This window comes from Pseudomonas sp. D8002 (assembly GCF_013385695.1).
Lineage (GTDB): Bacteria > Pseudomonadota > Gammaproteobacteria > Pseudomonadales > Pseudomonadaceae > Aquipseudomonas.
Genome location: NZ_JACAPM010000044.1, coordinates 55,069 through 78,102, shown reverse-complemented (window position 1 = coordinate 78,102; position 23,034 = coordinate 55,069). Strand labels below are relative to the sequence as shown.

Here is a 23,034-nt window from a genome sequence, read left to right as displayed (position 1 = left end):
TACCTAAATAACGGATATGTACACAACATACCTAACCCAAAACCTCACAACCCTAACGCAACCCACTGAATCCAAACCATAAAAAAACGGCGCTCACGGGGCGCCGTTTTTCACATCCGCAGCGAACACCCTTTAGTAGTAGGCGTTTTCTTTCTGCGTATGGTCAGTCACATCCCGCACACCCTTGAGCTCCGGAACCCGCTCAAGCAGCGTACGCTCAATACCCTCACGCAAGGTCACGTCCGCCTGGCCACAGCCCTGGCAACCGCCACCAAACTTCAACACAGCAATACCATCATCAACCACATCAATCAGGCTAACCTGACCACCGTGGCTGGCCAACCCAGGGTTGATCTCGGTCTGCAGGTAATAGTTGATGCGCTCGTTAATCGGGCTATCCGCATTAACATTCGGCACCTTGGCGTTCGGCGCCTTGATGGTCAGTTGGCCGCCCATGCGATCCGTGGCGTAATCAACCACCGCATCGTCAAGAAACGCTTCACTGAACGCATCGATATACGCGGTGAAGCTTTTCAGCCCCAACGCCGTATCTTCAGGTTTTTCTTCTCCCGGCTTGCAGTAGGCAATGCACGTCTCAGCGTACTGGGTGCCGGGCTGGGTGATAAAGACGCGGATGCCAATGCCCGGGGTGTTCTGCTTCGACAGCAGATCAGCCAGGTAATCGTGGGCGGCGTCGGTAATGGTTATGGCGGTCATGGAAACTCCTCGCAGGCTTGCCGGCAGTTTACGCCAAATTATTACCGAGGTACAAAGTCCTAGTATTTTTGTCGGGAAAGAACCAACCGTTCGTCGCCATCGAACCAGCCTTTGAGCCGACGATAACTGCCCTTTTCCAGCCAGTGGTAGCTGGCCAGCGACCCAAGGGCGATCAGCACCACGCACACGCCGAGCATCACGTAGGCGTTAACCCCATAACGCTGGGCGACAAAACCACCCGCCGACAGCACCAGCACGTGCATCAGATAGACCGAGTAGGAACAATCCCCCATCACCTTGAGCAGCCAGCTGCGCTCGAAATAGCGTTCCATCGAGATACAGGCCACCACCAGCACCGCACTCGGCAAGCCCCAGGTCAGGGCCCGCGGCGATGCCGGCCAGTGATAGATCGCCAACAATGCCCCCGCAATCCCCAGTAATGGAAGCCACAGCCCGGGGCGAATCCAGCCCTTGCGGTAGAGCATGCCGATGCCTATCCCCAGCAGGAACTCATACACGATGTCCGAACGATAGAAATCGCTGATCCAGCCGAAAGAAGTCCACGCCTGGCACACTGCGAACAACAACGCGCCCACCACCAGCACCCGCCACTGCCGGCGAAACAGCAACGCCCACGCAAACAGCACGTAGAAGAGCATCTCGTAGTTCAGGGTCCAGCCGACATTCAAGGTCGGGTACACCCCATAACCACCGGGATTTTCGGAAGGTATGAACAACAAGGACATCAACACATGGGCCGCATCTACGCTCTGGTCCGGCAACACCGGCCGCGCAAATACCACCAGCAGCGCCATCAACAGCGTGTAGAACCAGTAGGCCGGGACGATTCGCAGCAGGCGATACAGCAGGAATCGCCAGGGCGGCAGCTGTTTGTTCTCGGTGGAGAGGAAGATCACCAGGCCGCTGATCACAAAAAACACATCCACGCCCGCCGCACCTTTGTCGACAAACAGGTGGCCCAGCGCCGAATCGGCCTTAAAGCCAAAGAAAATCTGCATGAAGTGATGACCCACCACGGTCCAGGCCGCCAGGGCGCGCAGTGCCTGTACTGAAATCAACATCGTCGACCCGCTCTCCCAACCCTCGACACCGGTTATTCAGGTGCCTCTGGCTTGGGACAGCCGTCGACGGTCAAAGGTCGATCAAAGATTCTCGTAGCGGTTCATGTCCAGCACGCCTTCTTCCAGCGGCGTGGTTTCGTGGAGGTACTGCGACAGGTCGTGGAAGTACTGCCAGAACTGCGGATGGCTGCGGCGAATGCCCCAACGGTCGACAATCTTCTCGAAGCGATTGGCGTCTTTGGCATTCTCCAAGGCGGCGACAAACGCCGGCACCTGCTCCGCCGGAATGTTGAACATGAAGTTCGGGTAGCTGCTCAGCACGCCGGGATAGATAGTCAAGGTGTCCAGGCCCGGCTGATAGCGATAAGCCTCACCGAGCATAAAGGCCACGTTGCTATGGGCACGGTTACGCAAAAGGCTGTACATCTCACGTTTGCCGCTGCGGGTTTCGATGCGCAGCATGGTCGCTTCCGGCAACAGGTCGATCACTTTGAGCCCCGCCGCCGGGCGATTGGTCAGGCGGCTCAGGGCCTGTTCGGCGTCCTGCAGTGCCGGGTCGATGCCAGGACGCGAGCAATAGGCGCTGATGCAACGGTTGATCGGGTCCGGGCTGGCGTTCAGGTCGCCGTAACGGGTCAGCAACTGGTTGGCGAAGTCACGCTTGGGGTCTTTTTCATTGAGCTTGAGGCCCGTGGGCTTGTCATCGTCAATGGCTTCATAGTCCAGCCACAGCTTGACCTTACCGCTGTTCTGGTACCAATCGTCGAGGAAACCATCCCGCGAATCCGCCGGCATCAGGCGCAGGAAGTTCTGCTCGGCACCGTTGCGGATCAGGTCGAAATACAGGCGCGTCTGGGCCTGATGGGAAACGTTGCCGAACACATCGAAATTCACCGCCAACTGGTAGTAGGTGCGCTCCAGCAGCGGATAGTCGAACAGCCACAGGGTTTGCGGCACTTCACCAATCAAGCCCTTGGTCACCGAGGCGCTGTCGAAGTGACGGAAGATGCTCAACAAGGCGTTGTCGTTGCCCGCCCACAGGCTCGACCAGCTCGGCGGCGGCAGGTCGGCATAACTGTCCCGGCGCAACGCTTCGTACTCGTTGCGCTTGTCGCGGTATTTGAGCCAGAGGCTGAGCACGCTGCCCACATCGTCAATCTGCCCCGGCATCGCCAGCAACGGCGTGGCCTGGCCGCGGTAGCGGGCATCGGTGATATACAGGTCGTGGTCGGGGTCCTGGAACAGGGTCCAGAAGTTGTCGCGGATCACGTCCGTGGCGATCTGGCCCCGGCATACCGGCCCGCGAATAAAGGTGCGCACGAAGTATTCGGCGTTATCCAGCATGAACTGGTAGCGCGCCTTGGCCGGAATCGCCTCGAAGGTCTCGAACGGGTTCGCACGCCGGCCCGGCCCGTAGCCCGGCAAGGCTTGCACCTGCCAGTCATCGGTATAGAACAGCGACTTGATCCGGGCCATCTTCTCGGCGCTGAACGGATAGGTGATGTGAGTCTTGTGCACGATCACCCCCTGCACCGGCCACAGGCGGTAGTACACCTGGGTGCCCGGGTCGTCGTTGGGGCGGCGGGTGTTGATCAGGTCGATCGGCTGCCCGCTCGGGGTGCGCGAGCGTACCCACTGGAAGAAATGCCCCGGCTCGCCGCCTTCAAAGTAGATGTGGGCAAGGAACAGGTGCTCGAACAACCAGCGCGCCACCAGGCTTTCCCGGGCCCCGGGCTGGTTGAACAGGTTTTCCCATTGCTGCACTTGCAAGGCTTCCTTGGCACTCGGGGCCAGGCCTTGTTCGTCGATCGGTGCGCCGGAGGCCAGCCAGCGTTGCAGGGTCTGGTACTGCTGGTCGGTCAGGCCGGTGACGGCCAGGGGCATGCCTTCCTTCGGGTGGTTACCTGCGTAGGCGTTGAACTCCCCCGGCATCGGGCAGGTGTTTTCGCGGCTCAGGCCCAGCACGATGTCGTCGGGCAGCTTGGCGTTGGGCGCAAGCGGCGCGTTATGCCCCAGCTCCAGCATGCGCGCCATCAGTGCGGCCTGGCTGCCCTGGGCGTCGAGTACCGAGTAGAAATCCTTTTGCTGCCAGGCGGCTTTGCCGAAGGCGTCATAGAACAAACGGGTGGGCTGGCTGGCCTGGCTGCGCTCGCCGTCGTACACCGGCACCTTGGTCGCGCCACGTGCGGCGCCTTCGGCACTGCCCAGGTTGAGCTGGCAGGCCGAGTCGTAGCAGGCGTGGCAGGCTACGCATTTCTCGGTGAAGATCGGCTGGATGTCACGGGTATAAGAGATCGCCGGGGCGGGACCTTCTGCCTGTGCGGTAAGGGCGAACAGCGCAAACGCGGCGCTGACGATGAGGCGAAGTGACATGTTTCCGGTCCCGATTCAATGCGTGTAGTGAAAAACCCGTCGATTCTACCGATGTAACGCCCCCGCCAACATGAGCGATATTCATGCAAACCCAGCACATGCTCTAAAAGCGCACAGGTTTGTTATGATCTTCGCCCTCCGTAATACCTGACCAGAGTAGTCCCATGCCCGATCGTAGCGCTCGTCTGCAAGCCCTCCACCAAGCCCTCAAGGAACGCATCCTGATCCTCGACGGCGGCATGGGCACGATGATCCAGAGCTATAAACTGGAAGAGCAGGACTACCGTGGCAAACGCTTCGCCGACTGGCCGAGCGACGTCAAGGGCAATAACGACCTGCTGGTGATCACCCGTCCGGACGTGATCGGCGGCATCGAAAAAGCCTACCTGGATGCCGGCGCCGACATCCTGGAAACCAACACCTTCAACGCCACGCGCATTTCCATGGCCGACTACGGCATGGAAGACCTCGCCTACGAATTAAACGTAGAAGGCGCGCGCCTGGCGCGCAAGATCGCCGACGCCAAGACCCTGGAAAACCCGGCCAAGCCGCGCTTCGTCGCCGGCGTGCTCGGTCCGACCAGCCGTACCTGCTCGCTGTCGCCCGACGTAAACAACCCCGGCTACCGCAACGTGACCTTCGATGAGCTGGTGGAAAACTACACCGAAGCCACCAAAGGCCTGATCGAAGGCGGCGCCGACCTGATCCTGATCGAAACCATTTTCGACACCCTCAACGCCAAGGCCGCGATCTTCGCCGTACAGGGCGTGTTCGAAGAATTGAACGTCGAACTGCCGATCATGATCTCCGGCACCATCACCGACGCCTCCGGCCGCACCCTCTCGGGCCAGACCACCGAAGCGTTCTGGAACTCGGTCAGCCACGCCAAGCCGCTGTCCGTGGGCCTGAACTGCGCACTGGGGGCGAGCGAGCTGCGTCCGTACCTGGAAGAGCTGTCGAACAAGGCCAACACCCACGTTTCCGCCCACCCGAACGCCGGCCTGCCCAACGAATTCGGCGAGTACGATGAACTGCCGTCGGAAACCGCCAAGGTCATCGAAGAATTCGCCCAGAGCGGCTTCCTGAACATCGTCGGTGGTTGCTGCGGTACCACCCCGGGCCATATTGAAGCCATCGCCAAGGCCGTGGCCGGTTACGCACCGCGCCCGATCCCGGACATTCCGAAAGCCTGCCGCCTGTCGGGCCTGGAACCGTTCACCATCGATCGCAGCTCGCTGTTCGTCAACGTCGGCGAGCGCACCAACATCACCGGTTCCGCCCGCTTCGCCCGCTTGATCCGTGAAGACAACTACACCGAAGCCCTGGAAGTCGCCCTGCAGCAGGTGGAAGCCGGTGCCCAGGTGATCGACATCAACATGGACGAAGGCATGCTGGATTCGAAGAAGGCCATGGTGACCTTCCTCAATCTGATTGCCGGCGAGCCGGACATCTCCCGCGTGCCGATCATGATCGACTCCTCCAAGTGGGAAGTGATCGAGGCTGGCCTGAAGTGCATCCAGGGTAAGGGCATCGTCAACTCCATCAGCATGAAGGAAGGCGTGGAGCAGTTCATTCACCACGCCAGGCTGTGCAAGCGCTACGGCGCGGCGGTGGTGGTGATGGCGTTCGACGAAGCCGGCCAGGCCGACACCGAAGCGCGCAAGAAAGAAATCTGCAAACGCTCCTACGACATCCTGGTGAATGAAGTCGGCTTCCCGCCGGAAGACATCATCTTCGACCCGAACATCTTCGCGGTCGCCACCGGTATCGAAGAGCACAACAACTACGCCGTCGATTTCATCAACGCCTGTGCCTACATCCGCGACGAGCTGCCGTATGCGCTGACCTCCGGCGGCGTGTCCAACGTGTCGTTCTCGTTCCGTGGCAACAACCCGGTGCGTGAGGCCATCCACTCGGTGTTCCTGCTGTATGCGATCCGCAACGGCCTGACGATGGGTATCGTCAACGCCGGCCAGTTGGAGATCTACGACCAGATCCCGGCCGAGCTGCGTGACGCGGTGGAAGACGTGGTGCTCAACCGCACCCCGGAAGGCACCGACGCCCTCCTCGCCATTGCCGACAAGTACAAGGGCGACGGCAGCGTCAAGGAAGCCGAGACCGAAGAATGGCGTGGCTGGGAAGTCAACAAGCGCTTGGAACACGCGCTGGTCAAGGGCATCACCACCCACATTGTCGAAGACACCGAAGAATCCCGGCAGTCGTTCGCGCGCCCGATCGAGGTGATCGAAGGCCCGCTGATGTCCGGCATGAACATCGTCGGCGACCTGTTCGGCGCCGGCAAAATGTTCCTGCCCCAGGTGGTGAAATCCGCCCGGGTGATGAAGCAGGCCGTGGCCCACTTGATCCCGTTCATCGAGCTGGAAAAAGGCGACAAGCCGGAAGCCAAGGGCAAGATCCTGATGGCCACGGTGAAGGGCGACGTGCACGACATCGGCAAGAACATCGTCGGCGTGGTGCTGGGTTGCAACGGCTACGACATCGTCGACCTGGGCGTGATGGTCCCGGCCGAGAAAATCCTGCAGGTGGCCAAGGAACAGAAGTGCGACATCATCGGCCTGTCCGGGCTGATCACCCCGTCCCTGGACGAGATGGTGCACGTCGCCCGCGAGATGCAGCGCCAGGATTTCCACCTGCCGCTGATGATCGGTGGCGCCACCACTTCCAAGGCCCACACGGCCGTGAAGATCGAGCCCAAATACAGCAACGACGCGGTGATCTACGTCACCGACGCCTCCCGCGCCGTGGGCGTGGCGACGCAATTGCTGTCCAAGGAATTGAAGCCGGCATTCGTCGAGAAAACCCGCCTGGAATACATCGACGTGCGCGAGCGCACCTCCAACCGCAGCGCGCGCACCGAGCGCCTGAGCTACCCGGCCGCCATCGCCAAGAAGCCGCAGTTCGACTGGAGCAGCTACACGCCGGTCAAGCCGACGTTTACCGGCGCCAAGGTGCTGGACAATATCGACCTCAACGTCCTGGCCGAGTACATCGACTGGACACCGTTCTTCATCTCCTGGGACCTGGCCGGCAAGTTCCCGCGCATCCTCACCGATGAAGTGGTGGGTGAAGCGGCGACGGCGCTGTACGCCGACGCACAGGAAATGCTCAAGAAGCTGATCGACGAAAAACTCATCAGCGCCCGCGCGGTGTTCGGTTTCTGGCCGACCAACCAGGTGCAGGACGATGACCTGGAAGTCTACGGCGATGACGGCCAGCCGATTGCCAGGCTGCACCATTTGCGCCAGCAGATCATCAAGACCGACGGCAAGCCGAACTTCTCCCTGGCCGACTTCGTCGCGCCCAAGGACAGCGGCGTGACCGACTACATCGGTGGCTTTATCACCACCGCCGGCATCGGCGCTGAAGAAGTGGCGAAGGCCTACCAGGACGCCGGCGACGACTACAACTCGATCATGGTCAAGGCCCTGGCCGACCGCCTGGCCGAAGCCTGCGCCGAGTGGCTGCACCAGCAGGTGCGTAAAGAGCACTGGGGCTACGCCAAGGACGAAGTGCTGGATAACGAAGCGCTGATCAAGGAGCAGTACAGCGGTATCCGCCCTGCCCCGGGTTACCCGGCGTGCCCGGACCACACCGAGAAGGCCCAGTTGTTCCAACTGCTGGACCCTGAGGCCCAGGAGATGCACGCCGGCCGCAGCGGCGTGTTCCTGACCGAGCACTACGCGATGTTCCCGGCAGCGGCTGTCAGCGGCTGGTACTTCGCTCACCCGCAGGCGCAGTACTTTGCGGTGGGCAAGATCGACAAGGACCAGGTCGCCAGCTACACCGCCCGCAAGGACCAGGACCTGAGCGTGACCGAACGCTGGCTGGCGCCGAACCTGGGTTACGACAACTAAGTCGTGATGCGCTGACCCGGGCGTCCAGCCGGCTGGGCGCCCGGGTCAGATCCCCAGGTCCCTCCTCGCCCGCCCCGAAAGCCTGAGCGCCAGTGCCTGTTGCTCGGCAAGGTTTTCGGTGTCCAAGGCTGCGACTTCGCTCAGGTATTGGGCGCTGAGGTCCGGGTGAAGCTCCTCGAGGGCATCTACCTTGACCTGATGCGCCTGGGCCAACACCGAAAACTCTTCGGGATACAGCTTCTGCAAGTAGCTGACCCAGTACGGGCGCTTGACCAGCTCCTGCATAAACACCGGGGTGCTCTCTCTGGCCACAATGGCGGTATACGCCTGATCGATATTGGCCTGGGTCACCCGGGACAGGTTGCGGTACAGCATGGTGGACGGTTGGTGAGGCAGATCCAGGCGCTCGGCCAGGCCAATGCGGTAGGCCAGGCGAATTTCCGCCGGATCGATGCCGGGGCTGCGGTTGATCGCTTCGCCAGCAATGCGCTCCGCTTCATCGAGACGGATCATGCGCCGGGCCAGGTTGAACAGCGTGGTGCCTTCCTGCCCGGGTGCAAGGGCCCTCAGGGCCTTGAACTCATACACGCTGACTTCAAGATCACTGAACAGGAGGATCCAGCCGTCACCACAGGTAGCCCTTACCCGCATCGCCTGGGCCTGGCCAAATAGTTGTTCGCGCAAGTGCGGGTATTGCTCCGCCGCCTCAAGCACCGCCCACACCCGGCGAGTCAGGTCGGCGCGGTCGTGCAAGAAATCCTGGGCGTTTTTCAACTGGGAAATGATGTAGAAAAAATCCTCGCTGTTTTCGGCCTGCTTGAGCACGCTCCATACCCGGTGGCGGGCCGAATCGGCGGCAATACCCGAGAACCATTGGGCCTTTTGTTGTTCCGGGGTCAAGAGTTCAGGGTGGATGTCCGACCCGGAGCTGCTATCGGTACTGTGGTACCCCTCCAGTGCGTCTTCCAGTTCCTCGGCGGAAAATCCCAGGCCACAATCGGTCTGCTGCTGGTAGACGCGCAAGCGTGCAAGATCTTCCTCAAACAGCAGGTTATCGGACAGGTCCGTGCCCCACATCAGAGCGCTGTGCTGGGGCAGCAACGCGTCTTCAGGGATGGTTTCGATACGGTTGCTGCGCAGGTCCAGGTGGCGCAACTGCGCAGCCTGGAGGACACCCTGCGGCCACGCCAGAAGGTTATTGCCACGCAGTTCCAATGACTGCAATTGAGGCAGGCTGCTGATGTCCAAAGAATCGAGGACGTTCTCACTCAGGTCCAGGCGCTCCAGCGCGGTCAGCCGATTGAGCTGGCCCTGCAGCTCGCTGCGATAGCGCAGTTCGTTATGGCTCAGGCGCAGCTCGGTGAGTGTCGAGCATTCGCCGACGGCGTCGGGCAGGCTCATCAGGCCATTATTGTTGAGAGTCAGGGTACGTAGCTTGGGAAACGCCCGCAGGAACGCATTGGAGCCCTGCTCAGTAAGCTTGACTGCGTTGAGGTTCAACACCCTCACATGGGCCAACGGCTCGGGTAACGCCGGCAGGTCACCCAGATACAGGTCGTTCAATTGAAGGACCTCGCGCCCATCGCCCGGCGCAACCTCGGGGTGCGCCCGCAAGGTATGGCGCCAACTGTCGATAAGCCTGTCGGCCGCGCGACGACGGTCCACCGCGCTGACCCAGCCGCTCCCCTGGCGATAACCGCGAATATCGATCCAGTCGTTCAACACCCGCACCATACCCCGGTAGCCCGTGCGCCACCGAACCAGGCATGCCTCGACCTCCAGTGCGCCCAGGCCACTGGCAAGCAGTTCGTCAATGCGCCGTACCGCATCGCGCGTGGACAACGCCGGGTCTATTTGTTGCAGACGCTGCGCAGGTGTCTGCCGAACTTCACTGTTGGGCACCTCTACCTCCAGCGCGAGGAGCAGATCGGGACTGTCCGTGACCTCCAGGGGAAAGTATTCCGGATCGCCCCCCGTTCTGCCCTCCGCCAGCCCTTCGCGGGGAATGCCCAAGGGTTTGTCCAGGTAAAAGCTCGGGCCAAAAACCGGCAGCATGGCCGGTGCGACGTTCAACGGATTGTCCTGGTAGGTACGCAGGGCAAAACGCTGTATGTCGGCACAGGCCGGCAAGGTCAGGCGACAGCCACGCACGTTGCTGCTCAGCATCAGCAGGTCATGGCCGGTCAGTGCAGCCTGGGGGATCGTGGTAATAGCGCTGTAGCTCAGATCCACTTGACGCAGTTCGGGTAATGCCAGCCAACCTGTCGGCCAGGCGGTGGTCGCGGTGTGGCTCAGGTTCAGGCTGCGCAGCTGGTTGAGCCCACTGACATCCAGGGTACCCACACGGTTGTAATCCAGGTTCAACCCTCGAAGCGTGACCAGGGCGCTGAGGCGCTGCTGTATCGCCTCAGTGATCGTCAACTGGTTGTGCGCCAGGTCCAGCTGTTTGAGAGACCTCAACTGCGTCAGGGACGCCGGCAGGTCCATCAGGTTGCTGCGGCTCAGGTCCAGGCCGTGGATTTGGGTGAACTGGAGGAGGAAATCGTTCAATGCCGCCACTGAAACCCGGGTGCCTGCGAGGTTCAAGCGCTGCACGTGGGCAAAAGCTGCGGCCGGCATCGGCGGCAAATCCCCCAGTACCGTACCCGACAGGTCCAGCATGACCCCCTCGGAGGCGGCTGGCGAAGAAGGCCCGGCCACCTCACGGGGGGAGGCAAAACGTCGGTCGAGGCCATCGCGCCAGTAAGCCATGAGCTTGTCTGCCGCACGTTGACGATTGAGCGGGTCCACCGGTCGCCGGTCGACCTCCACTTCCCTGCCCTGCCACTCTTCCAGCGCCTGCTGCAAGGTTGCATGTTCATCCAGCAAGGCGTGCACACGGGTCAACTTGGCGTCACTGGTCAACCGATGGCGCCGCAGGTACGCCAAGGCACTGGGCGCAAACGCCGGGTCGCTGTCTTTCAGGCGTCGCAACGCGCCTTCACAATAAGCGTCCACCATCAGCACTTCATCCACCAAATGCCCCGGGTGGTTTTTCACGTGCTGATACACCGGCATGAACGCACGCCGCTCAAACGCTGCCCAGTTGAGGGTAAGGCCACGCCACAGGCGCTCGTGGCCCTCAAGCATTGCCGCCGGCATGGTATTTATCCCGGTCGCCAACAGGTCGAGCGTCTCCAGTTTGTCCAACGTCAGAACACCTACCGGCCACTCTTTCAGGGCGCCCGCCACCCGCAAGGCAAGCAGCTGTTTCAAGCCGCTGACATCCAATGCCTCCAGCGCGCCCGTCAGGGCCAACCGGCGCAACTGGCTTAACGTGTTAAGGCGTTGCAAAAAGACCGGCGAGTAGGTCAGGCCCCAGCCGTCGATCGACAACTCTTCAAGCTTGGGAAACAGCCCAAGGCCCGTGGCAATCGCTTCGACATGGGCGGGCTCGGTGAACACATTCAGGACTTCGGCGTTGGGGAACTGCTGCGCAAGCCTGACGCCCTGCGTGTCCGCCAAGGTTTCACCGCTTACACCCAACCCTCGCACATGGGAAAAATCAGCATCCAGCGCCGGCAAGTTACCGGCCTTGCCCAGTGACAGATAGGCATGGGGTTTCAAGCCCCGGTACGCGCCTTCGCGCCAGCAATTGATCAGGGTGTCGGCCGTATGTTGTGCCCCCGCCTGAGCACTGTTTTGCGTCACCCACTGATCCAGGGTCATGCGTAACCGGGTCAGTTCGCGCTCGCGGTTGCCAATCAACTCATAGATCTGTGGGGGGCGCTGGCCGGCCTGCAACAGACTTTGCACAAACAGCTGGGCCGCCTCATCGCTGAGGTTGGGGTAAACATCGCGAACCCTGGCCGCCAGGGCGGCATTGGGTGCCTGGGCCGCACCCCGGCCGCTCAGGGCATAACCTAATGACCCGCTCGCCTGACGCAACGCCGGGCGAGCCATGGGCGCGCGTATCTTCAGCACGACGGCCATTTCGAGGCGGTGTGCCGTGGCATACCGTGCCAGGGCTTGCTGCAAATCGACATCCGTGCTGGCCAGCGGCAAACCCAGTGACTGGCGCAGGGTCACGGGCAAGGCATGGACGATTGATGGGTAGAAATTACGACTGCCGGGGACCGGACTGTTAAGAGGAGCCCCCTGCAGGTCGTAAGCCAGGAATGTCTCGCCTTTTTTGACCAGGTAACGGCGCACTGCCGCGTCTTCAGGCCCGACTTCAGCCAGCAAGCGCCCACTGGGGTTGTCGGCGCGCAGTTCCAGGCGCAGCGTGGGAGACCAGCCCGGCAGTTGCTGCAAGCAATGCAACGCCAGCCGGTCACTGTCCAGGCTGGCGAGCGCCGGCAGGTACAAGCCGGCCAACGCACTGCTCAGGCGACGTTGCTGTACCGCACGCCGCGCCAGGTTATCCAGGCGCGGCGCAAAACCGGTTCGGCCGAGTATCTGCAGGCGTTCCTTATCGCTGGCCGTACTGATAATTTCGTTGATCCCGCCTCGGGACAAAGAAGCAAAGCGGCGCTGCAACACTGCGCCCTCGGGGGACAGCAGTACAGCCTGTGGCGGCGCGCCGCGAAACAACTGCAACGTATCGGCCAGCACGGCAGGCATCGGCAAACCATCTATGTGGACCTTGCGCAACAGGTCATCACTGATGCCGCTGATGTCGCCAAGGGCGCTCAACGTTGCATCGCTGATTCCCTGGGTTTCATGACCCAGGCGCCTCAGCAAGGTCAGGCGGTCCCATTCCAGTGGGCGTTCATGGGTATGGCGCCAGGCACCCGCCTGGTTGTGTTCAAGGATCGGCTGGTACGCGGCCGGATTGTTCGGATGCTGGATCCGCCATTTTCGAGTCCGCGCATCAAAAGCCTTTTCATAAAGGCCCTCACCCAGACGCACGTACATCTTGCCGCCCTGCGCGTATTGCCCCTGGGCATTGGGCTTGAGTGATGCATCCAGAACGGTATGACTGCGGTAGGCCGCAAGGTCGGGTTTCCACAGGCGCCTTTCGCCGTTCGGCAACTTCACCGGCACCAGCCCATCGACCCATTTCGACACCTGGATAGCGGGCGCCCGGCCAGCGAGGGCTGCCGCCCCACCCAGGGTAGCCATGAACCCGAGATTCAGCGCCACCGACTCCAGGTGCTCCCATGCCGCATCCATATCGCCCTCCTGCCAGGATTCGATGCCGTGATAGACCTCCAGGCCCAACTGAATCGCCGTGACCGCCAACAACAGCTCCCCCAGGCCGGGCACCATGAATGCGGCCACATTCAATGTGTTCAAACCCATGCTCAACCAGTGAGCATGGCGTGCCTGTGCGGCTTTTCGGTCAGCCTCCGCAGTGGGCACCGCCAGGGTTCTGGCATTGTCCTTGAGGCGCTGTACATGGCTCTCGTAGAGCGCGCCGAACAACTCCCCCTCGATCAACCGTTCTCGCCGGTTCAAGTTGATTTGCTCGTCGTAGACCTGCTCCTTGTAGCCTCGCGGGTTCCAGGTGAATGTGTAGAGTTTTTCCTTGAGGCGCTCAAGGAACTGCGGCGCCTGTTGCTGAGGTACCAGGCTGGCAAACAACTGCTGATAGGCAGGTGAGCGCAGGTTCACCGCCAGTTCCTTGTCGAACGCCTGCATAGACGGGTATTCCTTGAGCGGGCACTGCGGCGCGCCCGGAATCCAGGCCACCACCCGCGTATCAGGCGCCACGGGAAGCAGCCCGCTCACACCTGCCCCAGGAAACAAGGGCGGGATCACAGACCGGGTCGGTGCGACACCCGGCCCGATCAGCAGCACCTCCCCCAGCTCGCAGCCCAGGATCAACAGTTGACCGAAACGTACGGCCTCACCCTCCAGCAGCGGCCGCGAAGTACCTGCCAGCACTTCACGCAACATGAGAAACACCGCCGGACCGATGTCGCCCTGCGCCCATGCGGTATACAGGCGTACCGTCAGCAGGTCTTTTTGCGCGCGAATCATCTGCTCCCGCACCACGGCCCGAGTGGCAGCGGCATCGAACACCTGCGCCAGGTGGGCCTGGTATTGCTGCCCCAGGTCCAGGGTGCGGCACAGGGTGGAAAAGGTTTGTGGAGTCATCGACAGGGTTTCGCTGTAGCGATAACGCGCCGCACGCGAGCCATCCGCCCGCGCCTCGCCGTAGTACTCGGTCAGCAGCGCACCTTCCGGCGCCAGGGCGCTGGTCTGTTCGAGGGCGATATCGGTGAAGTCTTCATCGCCCTCGAAGTTCAGCAGCGCTGCCTGCAACAACGAATGCTGCTGCGGGGCCTGGCGATACCGCAGGTAATGCAGCTGGTTTTTGTTGACGTCCGGGGCCTCGCGCATCGCCTCGCGCAACGCCGCTTCCAGCTTGGGCTGGGCGAATTCGACAATGCCTTGCAGCGCGCCAAGGCCCTTGGCCAAGGCTTCGCGGGACTGACGGCTGGCCTTGCGACTGTCATCGAGTGCCTTGTTCAATGCGGGCGAGAGCGGAACCTTGGTGGCAGGTCGCTCCCTGCCGGGCAACAGTCCATGTTTGAGCCGGCGCACATCGACGGCGGCAATGTGGGCGACCCACGCGGGCAGGCGCTCCGTGATCAGGGCGGTGTGCAAGCTTTCGTCCGCGAGGGCGTTAGGTGGAGTAGACATGTGCGGCTTCCTGAGAACGCTTTAGGGAGGCCCAGTACAGCGAACAGGCGAGCGCCTTCGCAGGTAGATAATTGTTTTTGTGCAACTTGGCGCCGAACCTGGGTTACGACCACTGAGGCGCGGCAGGCCCGTTTCCGGACCTGCCGCCGGGGCACAGGCTGTTATAGCCTCAGTGCTGCTCTCTCCCGCTCGGACAGGCGAATCAGCAGGGCCTGGCGTTGCTCAATCCTTTGCTTGGCCAAGACCACGGCTTGCGCCTCGTACTGCGCACCAAACGCCGGATAGCGATCCTCCAGGGCTTCAGCCTCGCGGGCCTGGGTCTGGGCCAGCGTCGTAAAGTCGGCGGCGTATTGCTTCTGCACGTAGTCGACCCAGTACTGGCGCGTGACCAGATCGGCCGTGAACGCCTCGGTCGCCTCCCGGGCGATGATGCTGGCGTAGGCCTGGTCGATATCGGCCTGTTTCACTTGGGAAAGGTTGCGGTACAGCATGCCGGACGGCTGGCGCGGCAACTCCAGGCGTTGGGCCAGGCCGATGCGGTAGGCCAGGCGAATTTCCGCCGGGTCAACACTGGGCTTTAGGCTGACCACGCGGCTGGCGGTGGCTTCAGTCTGTTCCAGGCGGATCATGCTTCTGGCCAGCTTGAACAGCGCCGCGCCTTCTTTTCCGGGCTCCACGGTTTCCAGGGCCTTGAACTCATAGACACTGACTTCAAGGTCGCTGAACAGCAGGATCCAGCCGTCACCGCAGGTCGCGTTGATCCGCATGCCGCGAGCCTTGCCGAACAGTTGCTCGCGCAACGCCGGACGTTGCTCGGCGGCCTCCAGCACCTCCCATACCCGGCGCGTCAACTCAGGGCGGTCGGTGATGAAGTCCTGGGCGTTTTTCAGCTGGGAAATGATGTAGAAGAAATCCTCACTGTCGTCAGCGCTCTTGAGCGACTCCCAGACTGCGTGTTTGCTGGAGTCGGCCGCCACGCCAGCAAACCACTGGGCTTTCTGTGCTGCGGGCGTCAGCAGCTCCGGATGCAGCTCACCGCTCAGATCCGCTTCCTCGTGACTGGTACTGAGGAGGAAGCCATCGAGCTCGCGATCAATTTGCTCCCGGGTATAACCCAGGCCGAACCCCGTTTCCTCGAGGAAGTCGCTCAGGCGCTCGAACACGCGTTCTTCCAGCCCGTTGTCTGTCAGGTTGGTGTTGCTCATCAGGAGGTTGTGGCGAGGTAACAGGGCATCGTCCGGGATGGTCTCGATCTGGTTATTGCTGAGGTCGAGGGTGCGCAGTCGCGGCAGTTCCAATGCCCCGGCCGGCCATTCCTCCAGGACGTTGTTGTGCAGATCCAGGTTTGTCAGCCCGCGCAGGCCGCTGACATCCAGGCTGGCCAGGGTGTTTTCGCCAAGGTCGAGCCATTCCAGCGCACTTAATGGGCCGAGCAGTGCCTGTAGCTCCACAGCGTCGCGCAAATCATTGTAGGTGGCTTCGAGATGAGTCAGCGCCGTGTATTGGTTGATCACCTCGGGCAGGTGCGCCAGGCCATTCTTGTTGAGCACAAGCCGGCGCAGGTGGGGGAAACTGCCCAGGAACCCATTGGACCCCTGCTCCGTCAGCTTCACCTCGGTGAGGTCGAGCACGCTGACGTGGCTCATTGAAGCCGGCAACGTCGGCAGGTCGCCCAGATACAACCCGGACAGGTCCAGTACCTCGCGCCCGTCCACCGGCGGCACCTCGGGCCGGGCACGCAGGTTGTGGCGCCAGCTCTCAAGGAGCCGGCCGGCCGCACGACGACGGTCGAGGGCACTGACCCAGCCGCCCCCCTCACGATAACCTTCGATGTCGATCCAACTGTTCAACGCCCGGCTCAAGCGCTGATGCTCGGCGTGCAATTGCACCAGGCGTGTGTCGACGCCGGTGGCGCCCAGGCCGGCGGCCAGCCATTCATCGATGCGCGCCACCGCCTCGGCACTGCTCAAGGCAGGATCCAGTTGTTGCAGGCGCGCCGCCGGAGTGAGGCGTGCTTGCGCGTCGACGTTCTCGACGTGCAGGGGCAACAGCAACTGGCCGGGGTCGTCCGTGACCCTGACCGGGAAATATTCCGGATCGCCGCCAGTCCGGCCGATGCGCAGCTGTTCCTGGGGAATGCCCAGCGGTTTGTGCAGGTAGATTTCCGGCCCCACCAACGGCAGTAATTCCACATCAAGGCCCAATGGATTTTCCCGCAGGGTGCGTTGCGCAAAGGCCAGGATGTCGGCGCAGGCCCGGGCAGTCAGTCGGCAACCCCGCAGGTTGCTCTTGAGCATCAGCGTGTCGTGGCCGGTGAGCGCCTGGGCGGGCACCCGGGTGATAGCGCTGTGGCTCAGGTCCAGGCTCTCCAGGACTGGCAAGTCCAGGACACCCTCGGGCCATTCGGTGATTCCAGTGCGGCTGAGGTTCAAGTGGCGCAAGGCGTTGAGGCCACGCAGATCCAGGCTCGCGACACGGTTGTATTGCAAGTCCAGGGTTTCAAGAGTCGTCAGGCGGCTCAAGCGTTGCTGGATGGACGGGATGATGCTCAGTTGGTTGTGGGAAAGATCCAACTGGCGCAGGGCGGTGAAGTTGTCCAGGGCCGAAGGCAGCTGTGCCAGGTTGCTGGCACTGAGGTTCAAGTCTTCAATGGCGTTGAATGCGCCGAGAAAGTCATTCAGCGCCTCAATGGAAACCCGGGTGCCGCTCAGGTTGACCTGTTTGACATGGGCGAACGCGGCCGCCGGCAACCCGGGCAAGTCGCCCAGCACGCCCCCCGACAGGTTCAGTGTGGCGGTCGGCAGGTTGGAGCGCGCCGACATGCCCGACGGCGCAAGCCGCGGCCCCAGGCCTTCACGCCAACTGTCCAGGAGCCGCTCGGCGGCGCGCTGGCGGTAAAAGACATCCACCTGCCGGCGGTCAACCCGCAACTCCCTGGTCGCCCACTCCTCCAGGTCCCGGCTCAGGGCGAGCTGTTCGTCGAGTACCTGGTGAGTGCGGGCCAGTATCTGTTCAGTGGTCAGACCCTGCTGCCGGAACTGAGAGACAACGTCTATGCCAAACCCCCAGCGCACGTCTTTCAAACGATCCATCACGCCCTCACAGTAACCCCGCACCAGGGCTTGCTCATTGAGCAGGTGAGCCGGATTGCCCCGCACGTGTTCATACACCGCCATGAATTCCCGGCGGTCAAACGCGGCCCACCGCAGGTTCAAGCCGCGCCACAGGCGTTCATGCCCGATGAGCATCGACGGGGGCACCGAACGGATGTTTGTTCGCCACAGGTCGAGCCTCTCAAGGTGCTCAAGTGACGCCACCCCCTGTGGCCACTCCTGCACCGAGCCCTCCATGCGCAGCGAGCGCAGGTGCGTGAGGGGGCTGACGTCCAGGCGTTGCGAAATGCCCTCGATGCTCAGGTGCTGCAAACGCTCCATTCCCCCCAGGCGTTGCATGAACGTAGCCGGATAGGCCATATTCCGGCCGCCTAACGTCAACTGGGTGAGCCCGGTAAAGCGGTTCAGTCTGTCGACCAGCTCGATGCCTGGCGTTGCCTCAAGGAATACATCAAGGCGTTGCACGCCGGAGAATTGCTCAGCCAGCCTTGTACCCTGCTCACCCGATAAGGCCTCGGCTCGCACACTCAGCGACTGCACATGGGAAAAGTCTGCGCTCAGCCGCGGAAGGTCCGTCACGCTGCCCAGCGACAGGGTGCTCAGCGGCGGCCGCTCGCGGTAAATGCCCTGGCGCCAGCAACTGATGATGTCGGCCGCCATCCGTTGCTGATCACTGACCCTACCCGGCTGTGGGAACGCAGCGGCGGTCCACTGATCAAGCTCTGCCTGCAACAGGTCGAACTCACGCTGGCGGTTTCCCAACAGGGTGAAGATCTGTTGGGCGCTTTCACCGGCCTGCAATCGGCTCAGGACAAAATCGCTGGCCTGCCCGGCGTTGAGGTTCGGATAGAGCGCCTGCACCCTCGCCGTCAGCGATGCATCCACGTCAAAGCCTTTGCCCCGACCGCTCAACGGGTAACCCAGGACGCCCCCCGCCCCTGTCAACACGGGTCGCGAACGCGGTGCGCGCAGGCCGAGCACATTGGACATTTGGCTACGGCGGCGGGTGGCATAACTGGCCACCGCCTGTTGCAGTTCCCGGTCCAGGGTCGCCACGGGCATGTCCAGGCCAGGTCGGGCCGCAGCGGGGATCGCATGCACGACGGACTGGAAGAAATTACGCCGCCCGGTGGTCCGGCTGTTCAGCGCGACACCGCGCTCGTCGTAGGCCTGGAAGGCTTCGCCCTGCTTGACCAGGTATCTGCGCAGCGGCGCATCTTGCGGGCCAATGCTGTTCAGTAACGGTCCTTCGACAGCCTGAAAGCGCACTTCCAGGCGCAGATTGGTGGGCCAGCCCGGCAAGTGTTGCAGGCAATGCAGGGCCAGGCGGTCAGTGTCGGCACCGGCGTCGGCCTGACGATGCAGCCCCGCCAGGGCACGGCTCAGGCGGCCTTGTTGGACTGCGCGGCGAGCGGCATTGTCCAGGCGCGCCGAGGCTCCACGCTGACTGCGCAGTTGCAAGCGCTCCTGTTCGCTGGCGGTATCAAGAATTTCCTGGATGGCTCGCCTCGACAATCCAGGGAAGCGCCGTTGCAGCACCGCCTCTTCGCCAGCCAGCGGCGCCGTTTCCGCCACTGGCTGGCTGCGGAACTGCTCCAGGGTATCGGCCAGCACGGCGGGCAGCGGCCTGCCTTCGATATACGCCTTGCGCAACACGTCATCCTGGACCCCACTGATATCCCCAATAATGCCCAGTGTCGTATCAGAGAATTCTTCAGTGGCAGGCCCCAGTCGTCGCAACAGGGTCAGGCGGTCCCATTTGAAGGGCTGCTCATGCACATGCCGCCAGGCACCGGCGTTGTTGTGTTCAAGGATCGGTTGGTAAGCCTCGGGATTTTCCGGGTGTTTGATCCGCCACTTGCGGATTCGGCTGTCGAAGACCTTTTCATGCAGGTTTTCGCCGATACGCACATAAATCTTGCCGCCTGTCTCGTACTGGCCCCGGGCATTGGGCTTGACAGCCGGGGCCAGCACCACCTCGCTGCGGTACGGCGCCAGGTCCGGTTTCCACAGCCGAGCCTCACCACTGGGCAGTTTGACCGGTACCAGGCCATCCACCCAGCGGGACACCTGGATTTTCGGCGCGCGACCGGCCAGGGCCGTCGAACCGCCGAGGGCGGCCATGAAGGCCACGTTCAGCGCCACCGACTCCAGATGTCCCCAGGCGGCATCGATGTCGCCTTCCTTCCACGCCTCGATGCCATGGTAGACCTCCAGGCCCAGTTGCACAGCCGTGACCGCCAGCATCACCTCCCCCAGGCCGGGCACGACAAAGGCCGCCACGTTCAGCACATTCAAGCCAATACTCAGCCAATGTTCGTGGCGTTCCTGGGCAGCCTTGCGATCCGCCTCGGCGGTGGGTACGGCGAGCGTTCTGGCGTTATCTTTCAGGCGTTGCAGGTGGTTGTCATAGAGTGCTCCGAACAGCTCGCCACTGATCAGGCTTTCGCGGCGCGCCAGGTTGATGTTCGGGTCGTAGATCTGCTCCATGTAGCCTCGGGAATTCCACTCGAAGGTAAAGAGCTTGGTCTTCAGTCGTTGCAGGAAAGCCGGGGCTTCGTCTTGCGGCACCAGGCTGGCAAACAGCCGCTGATACTCCGGGGAGCGCAGGTTGATCGCCAGTTCCGCCTCGAATGCCTTTATCGACGGGTATTCCTTGAGCGGGCACAACGGCGCACCGGGGATCCACGCCACCAGCCGCTGGTCAGCCGCGGCCGGCACCAGCAACTCCCCTAGCGAGGCGCCGGGCACCAGCACAGTGCCCCAGCCCAACGGCTGCCGGGCATCTGCCATCGCGCCGACGCCCGGCCCGATCAGTACGACTTCACCCACCTTGCAGCCGAGAATCGCCAATTGGCTGCAGGCAACGGGCTTGCCATCCAACTGCGGCCGTTCGGTACCGGCCAGCAAGGCGTTGAGCATGGCATAGGCACTGTCGCTGATTTCGTTCTTCATCCGCGCCGTGTGCAGCCTGACGGCCAGCAGTTTCTTGTGCGCCTCGATCATCTGCTCGCGCACCACGGCCTTGGTGCCCGCCCCCTCGAACACTTGTTGCAAATGCGCCTGGTATTGCCGGCCCAGGTCCAGCGTGCGGCAGAGCGCGGCAAACTGATCCGGGGTGACGGCGAGCTTTTCGCGGTAGCGATAGCGGGCCCGGCGTGAATGGTCGTTCAGAATTTCGCCGTAGTACTCGGTGAACAACGCCCCTTCGGGGGCCAGCGCGCTGGTTTGCTCAAGGGCGATATCGGCAAAGTCTTCATTGCCTTCAAAGTTGAGCAATGCTGCCTGCAACAGCGAATGCTGTTGCGGCACCTGACGGTAACGCAGGTAGTGCAACTGGTGCTTGTGGACGTCCGGTACCTCACCGAACCGTTTGCGCCAGGCGTCTTCCAGCAGCGGCTGGGCGAACTCGGTGATGCCCTTGAGGCCGTCGAGAGTCTTGGCCAGCCGCTCGTGGGCGCGGCGACTGGCCAACTGGCTGTCGGCGAATGCCTGGCGCAACCCCTGGGGCGCGTTACTGAGCCAGGCAGGTGGTGCATCCTCGGGGACGCGCCCAGGCAGCAGGCCCGGCTTCAAGCGTCGGATGTCCGCAGCCGCGCTGCGGGCAATCCAGCCGGGCAAGCTGTTCTTGATCAATGCGGTGTGTAGCCCCTGCTCTGTCGGGGCGGGTAAGGTTGGCATGCGCTCGTTCCTGATGACTCTGTTAAGGAGTCCCAGTACAGCGAACGGGCCAACCGCCAGGGCGGTAGATAGCTACAGCCGGTGTTTTGCGGGAACTTGGCTATCCTCATCCATGGGTTTGATCCCTACCGCGAGGCCTTTATGGACGATTCCAACAACAAGCCACCGACTTTCTGGCAGATGCTTCACAGCGTGATGGCAGCCGCCTTCGGGGTGCAGAGCGGGAAGAATCGCGCCCGCGACTTTACCCATGGCAAGCCCAGCCACTTTGTCATCCTGGGTATTGTGTTTACCGCCGTGTTTGCCTTGACCCTGTTTGGCATCGTCAAGCTGGTGCTGCACCTGGCCGGTGTTTGAAGCCGGTCAATGCATCAGCAGTTGCAGGCTGAACGGGTAGCGATAGGTGGCTGGCTTGCCCTGGGCTGACAGTGCTCGAAAGTCGACGCCGTAGTCCTCGCGCCCCTGCATCTCTAAAAGGCGCGAGGCTTGTGGCGGATCAATCAATCGAAAGAGCCCAAGCTTGCGCTCACGCCCACCGTACTGCGCCATGCCCAGGCCGCGGGCATCGTCATGCAGCACCACCATCGCCCAGCCGCCAAGGGTGAAATGCCCGGCCACCAGCACACTCAGGCGCCCCTCAAGGCGCGCCTGCAACGCTTCGGGCGAACTGTTGACCGCGCTGAACAACACGTCCCTGCCCGGCGTGCGCCCGCTGCCTTTGAGTGCATCCATTGCCCCCAGCGCCATTTCATCGTTGGCCGCCCACACCAGCGCGGTCTGCGGGTAGCGTTTGAATAACTGCGTGGCCTGGTCGAAAGCGCGCTGGCGACTCCACTCGCCATACACCAACTGGCGCAGGCGCACCTGCGGATGATCCGCCAGGGCGCGCTGCAAGCCTTGCTCGCGCAGTTGCGCGGCGGGAGTGGTCTTGGCCCCGGAGAACGCGATCAGGTCGAGGGTCTGGCCGGGGGCGACAGGCCCATGCAGGCGCAACAACTGGGTGAGCATCAAGTAGCCCGCCTGTTCGTCGTCGGCGACCATGCTGCCGATCCAGTCAGGGTATTTGCCGGCGTCCAGCAGTTGAGTCTGGTCCGCCGTCAGCGCGTTGTTGACGATCAGCAGCTTGACCCCGCTGCCTTGGGCCAGGCGCAAGATCTGTGGGGCGATGTACTGCTCGTTTACCAGCACCAGGTAGTCCGGGCGCTCGGCGCCTAGCAGGGCTTCACGGGCCTGCACCAGCGTGGTCTCGGGATTGCGCTCGGAATAGCGCACACGCAAATCCAGGCCGAGGTCCCTGGCGGCGGCCTGCATGAATTGCGCGTAGCTGACCCAGAAGGTCTCGGTCGAATTGCCAGGGTTGAGAAACACCACCGACGTCGCCTGGGCGATGGCCCAGAACGGCATGCTCAGCACCAGCAAGCACTTGCAGAGAACCTTCAACATCGTTGCCTGAGCCCTTCGGAATGACGGCCCATGATAATGGCATCAGGCCGGTCAATCTCGGCTAATTGCCGATTGTCGACAACAAGGCTCGATAACGCCCTTTTATTGATGGCTGACCCA

General features: G+C 62.3%; 8 protein-coding genes. 2 read left to right on the top strand and 6 right to left on the bottom strand.

What is annotated here, in order from left to right:
• Positions 1 to 132 precede the first annotated feature (132 nt).
• The 3 genes from nfuA to HX807_RS25485 form a co-directional block, all read right to left on the bottom strand.
• A complete protein-coding gene (nfuA, locus tag HX807_RS25495) occupies positions 133 to 717 on the bottom strand; it encodes a Fe-S biogenesis protein NfuA (RefSeq protein WP_003210817.1) in 585 nt (194 codons plus the stop codon).
• 59 nt (positions 718 to 776) lie between these two features.
• On the bottom strand, positions 777 to 1,799 hold the full coding sequence (locus HX807_RS25490) for an acyltransferase (RefSeq protein ID WP_177051470.1): 1,023 nt from the start codon (positions 1,797 to 1,799) through the stop codon (positions 777 to 779).
• A gap of 81 nt (positions 1,800 to 1,880) precedes the next feature.
• Positions 1,881 to 4,172 carry a fatty acid cis/trans isomerase gene (locus tag HX807_RS25485; protein ID WP_177051468.1) on the bottom strand — a complete coding sequence of 764 codons (2,292 nt, stop codon included), beginning with the start codon at positions 4,170 to 4,172 and terminating at the stop codon, positions 1,881 to 1,883.
• A 164-nt stretch (positions 4,173 to 4,336) separates the two neighbouring features.
• Here HX807_RS25485 and metH point away from each other — a divergent pair, with 164 nt between their 5' ends.
• Complete coding sequence (gene metH, locus HX807_RS25480) at positions 4,337 to 8,047, top strand: methionine synthase (protein WP_177051466.1); 3,711 nt, start codon at positions 4,337 to 4,339, stop codon at positions 8,045 to 8,047.
• Between the two features lie 45 nt (positions 8,048 to 8,092).
• On the opposite strand, the gene HX807_RS25475 is transcribed toward metH, so the two are convergent.
• Together HX807_RS25475 and HX807_RS25470 are read right to left on the bottom strand one after the other, a co-directional pair.
• A complete protein-coding gene (locus tag HX807_RS25475; RefSeq protein ID WP_177051457.1) occupies positions 8,093 to 14,677 on the bottom strand; it encodes an NEL-type E3 ubiquitin ligase domain-containing protein in 6,585 nt (2,194 codons plus the stop codon).
• Between the two features lie 161 nt (positions 14,678 to 14,838).
• Positions 14,839 to 21,471, bottom strand: a complete 6,633-nt coding sequence (locus HX807_RS25470; protein ID WP_256349586.1) for an NEL-type E3 ubiquitin ligase domain-containing protein — start codon at positions 21,469 to 21,471, stop codon at positions 14,839 to 14,841.
• 141 nt (positions 21,472 to 21,612) lie between these two features.
• Here HX807_RS25470 and HX807_RS25465 point away from each other — a divergent pair, with 141 nt between their 5' ends.
• Positions 21,613 to 21,828: a DUF2970 domain-containing protein gene (locus HX807_RS25465; RefSeq protein WP_008432997.1), complete on the top strand. Its 216-nt coding sequence runs from the start codon at positions 21,613 to 21,615 to the stop codon at positions 21,826 to 21,828.
• A 6-nt stretch (positions 21,829 to 21,834) separates the two neighbouring features.
• Here the strand turns inward: HX807_RS25465 and HX807_RS25460 are convergent, their stop codons facing one another.
• Positions 21,835 to 22,914, bottom strand: coding sequence for an ABC transporter substrate-binding protein (locus HX807_RS25460; protein WP_177051455.1), 1,080 nt, complete (start codon positions 22,912 to 22,914; stop codon positions 21,835 to 21,837).
• Positions 22,915 to 23,034 lie beyond the last annotated feature (120 nt).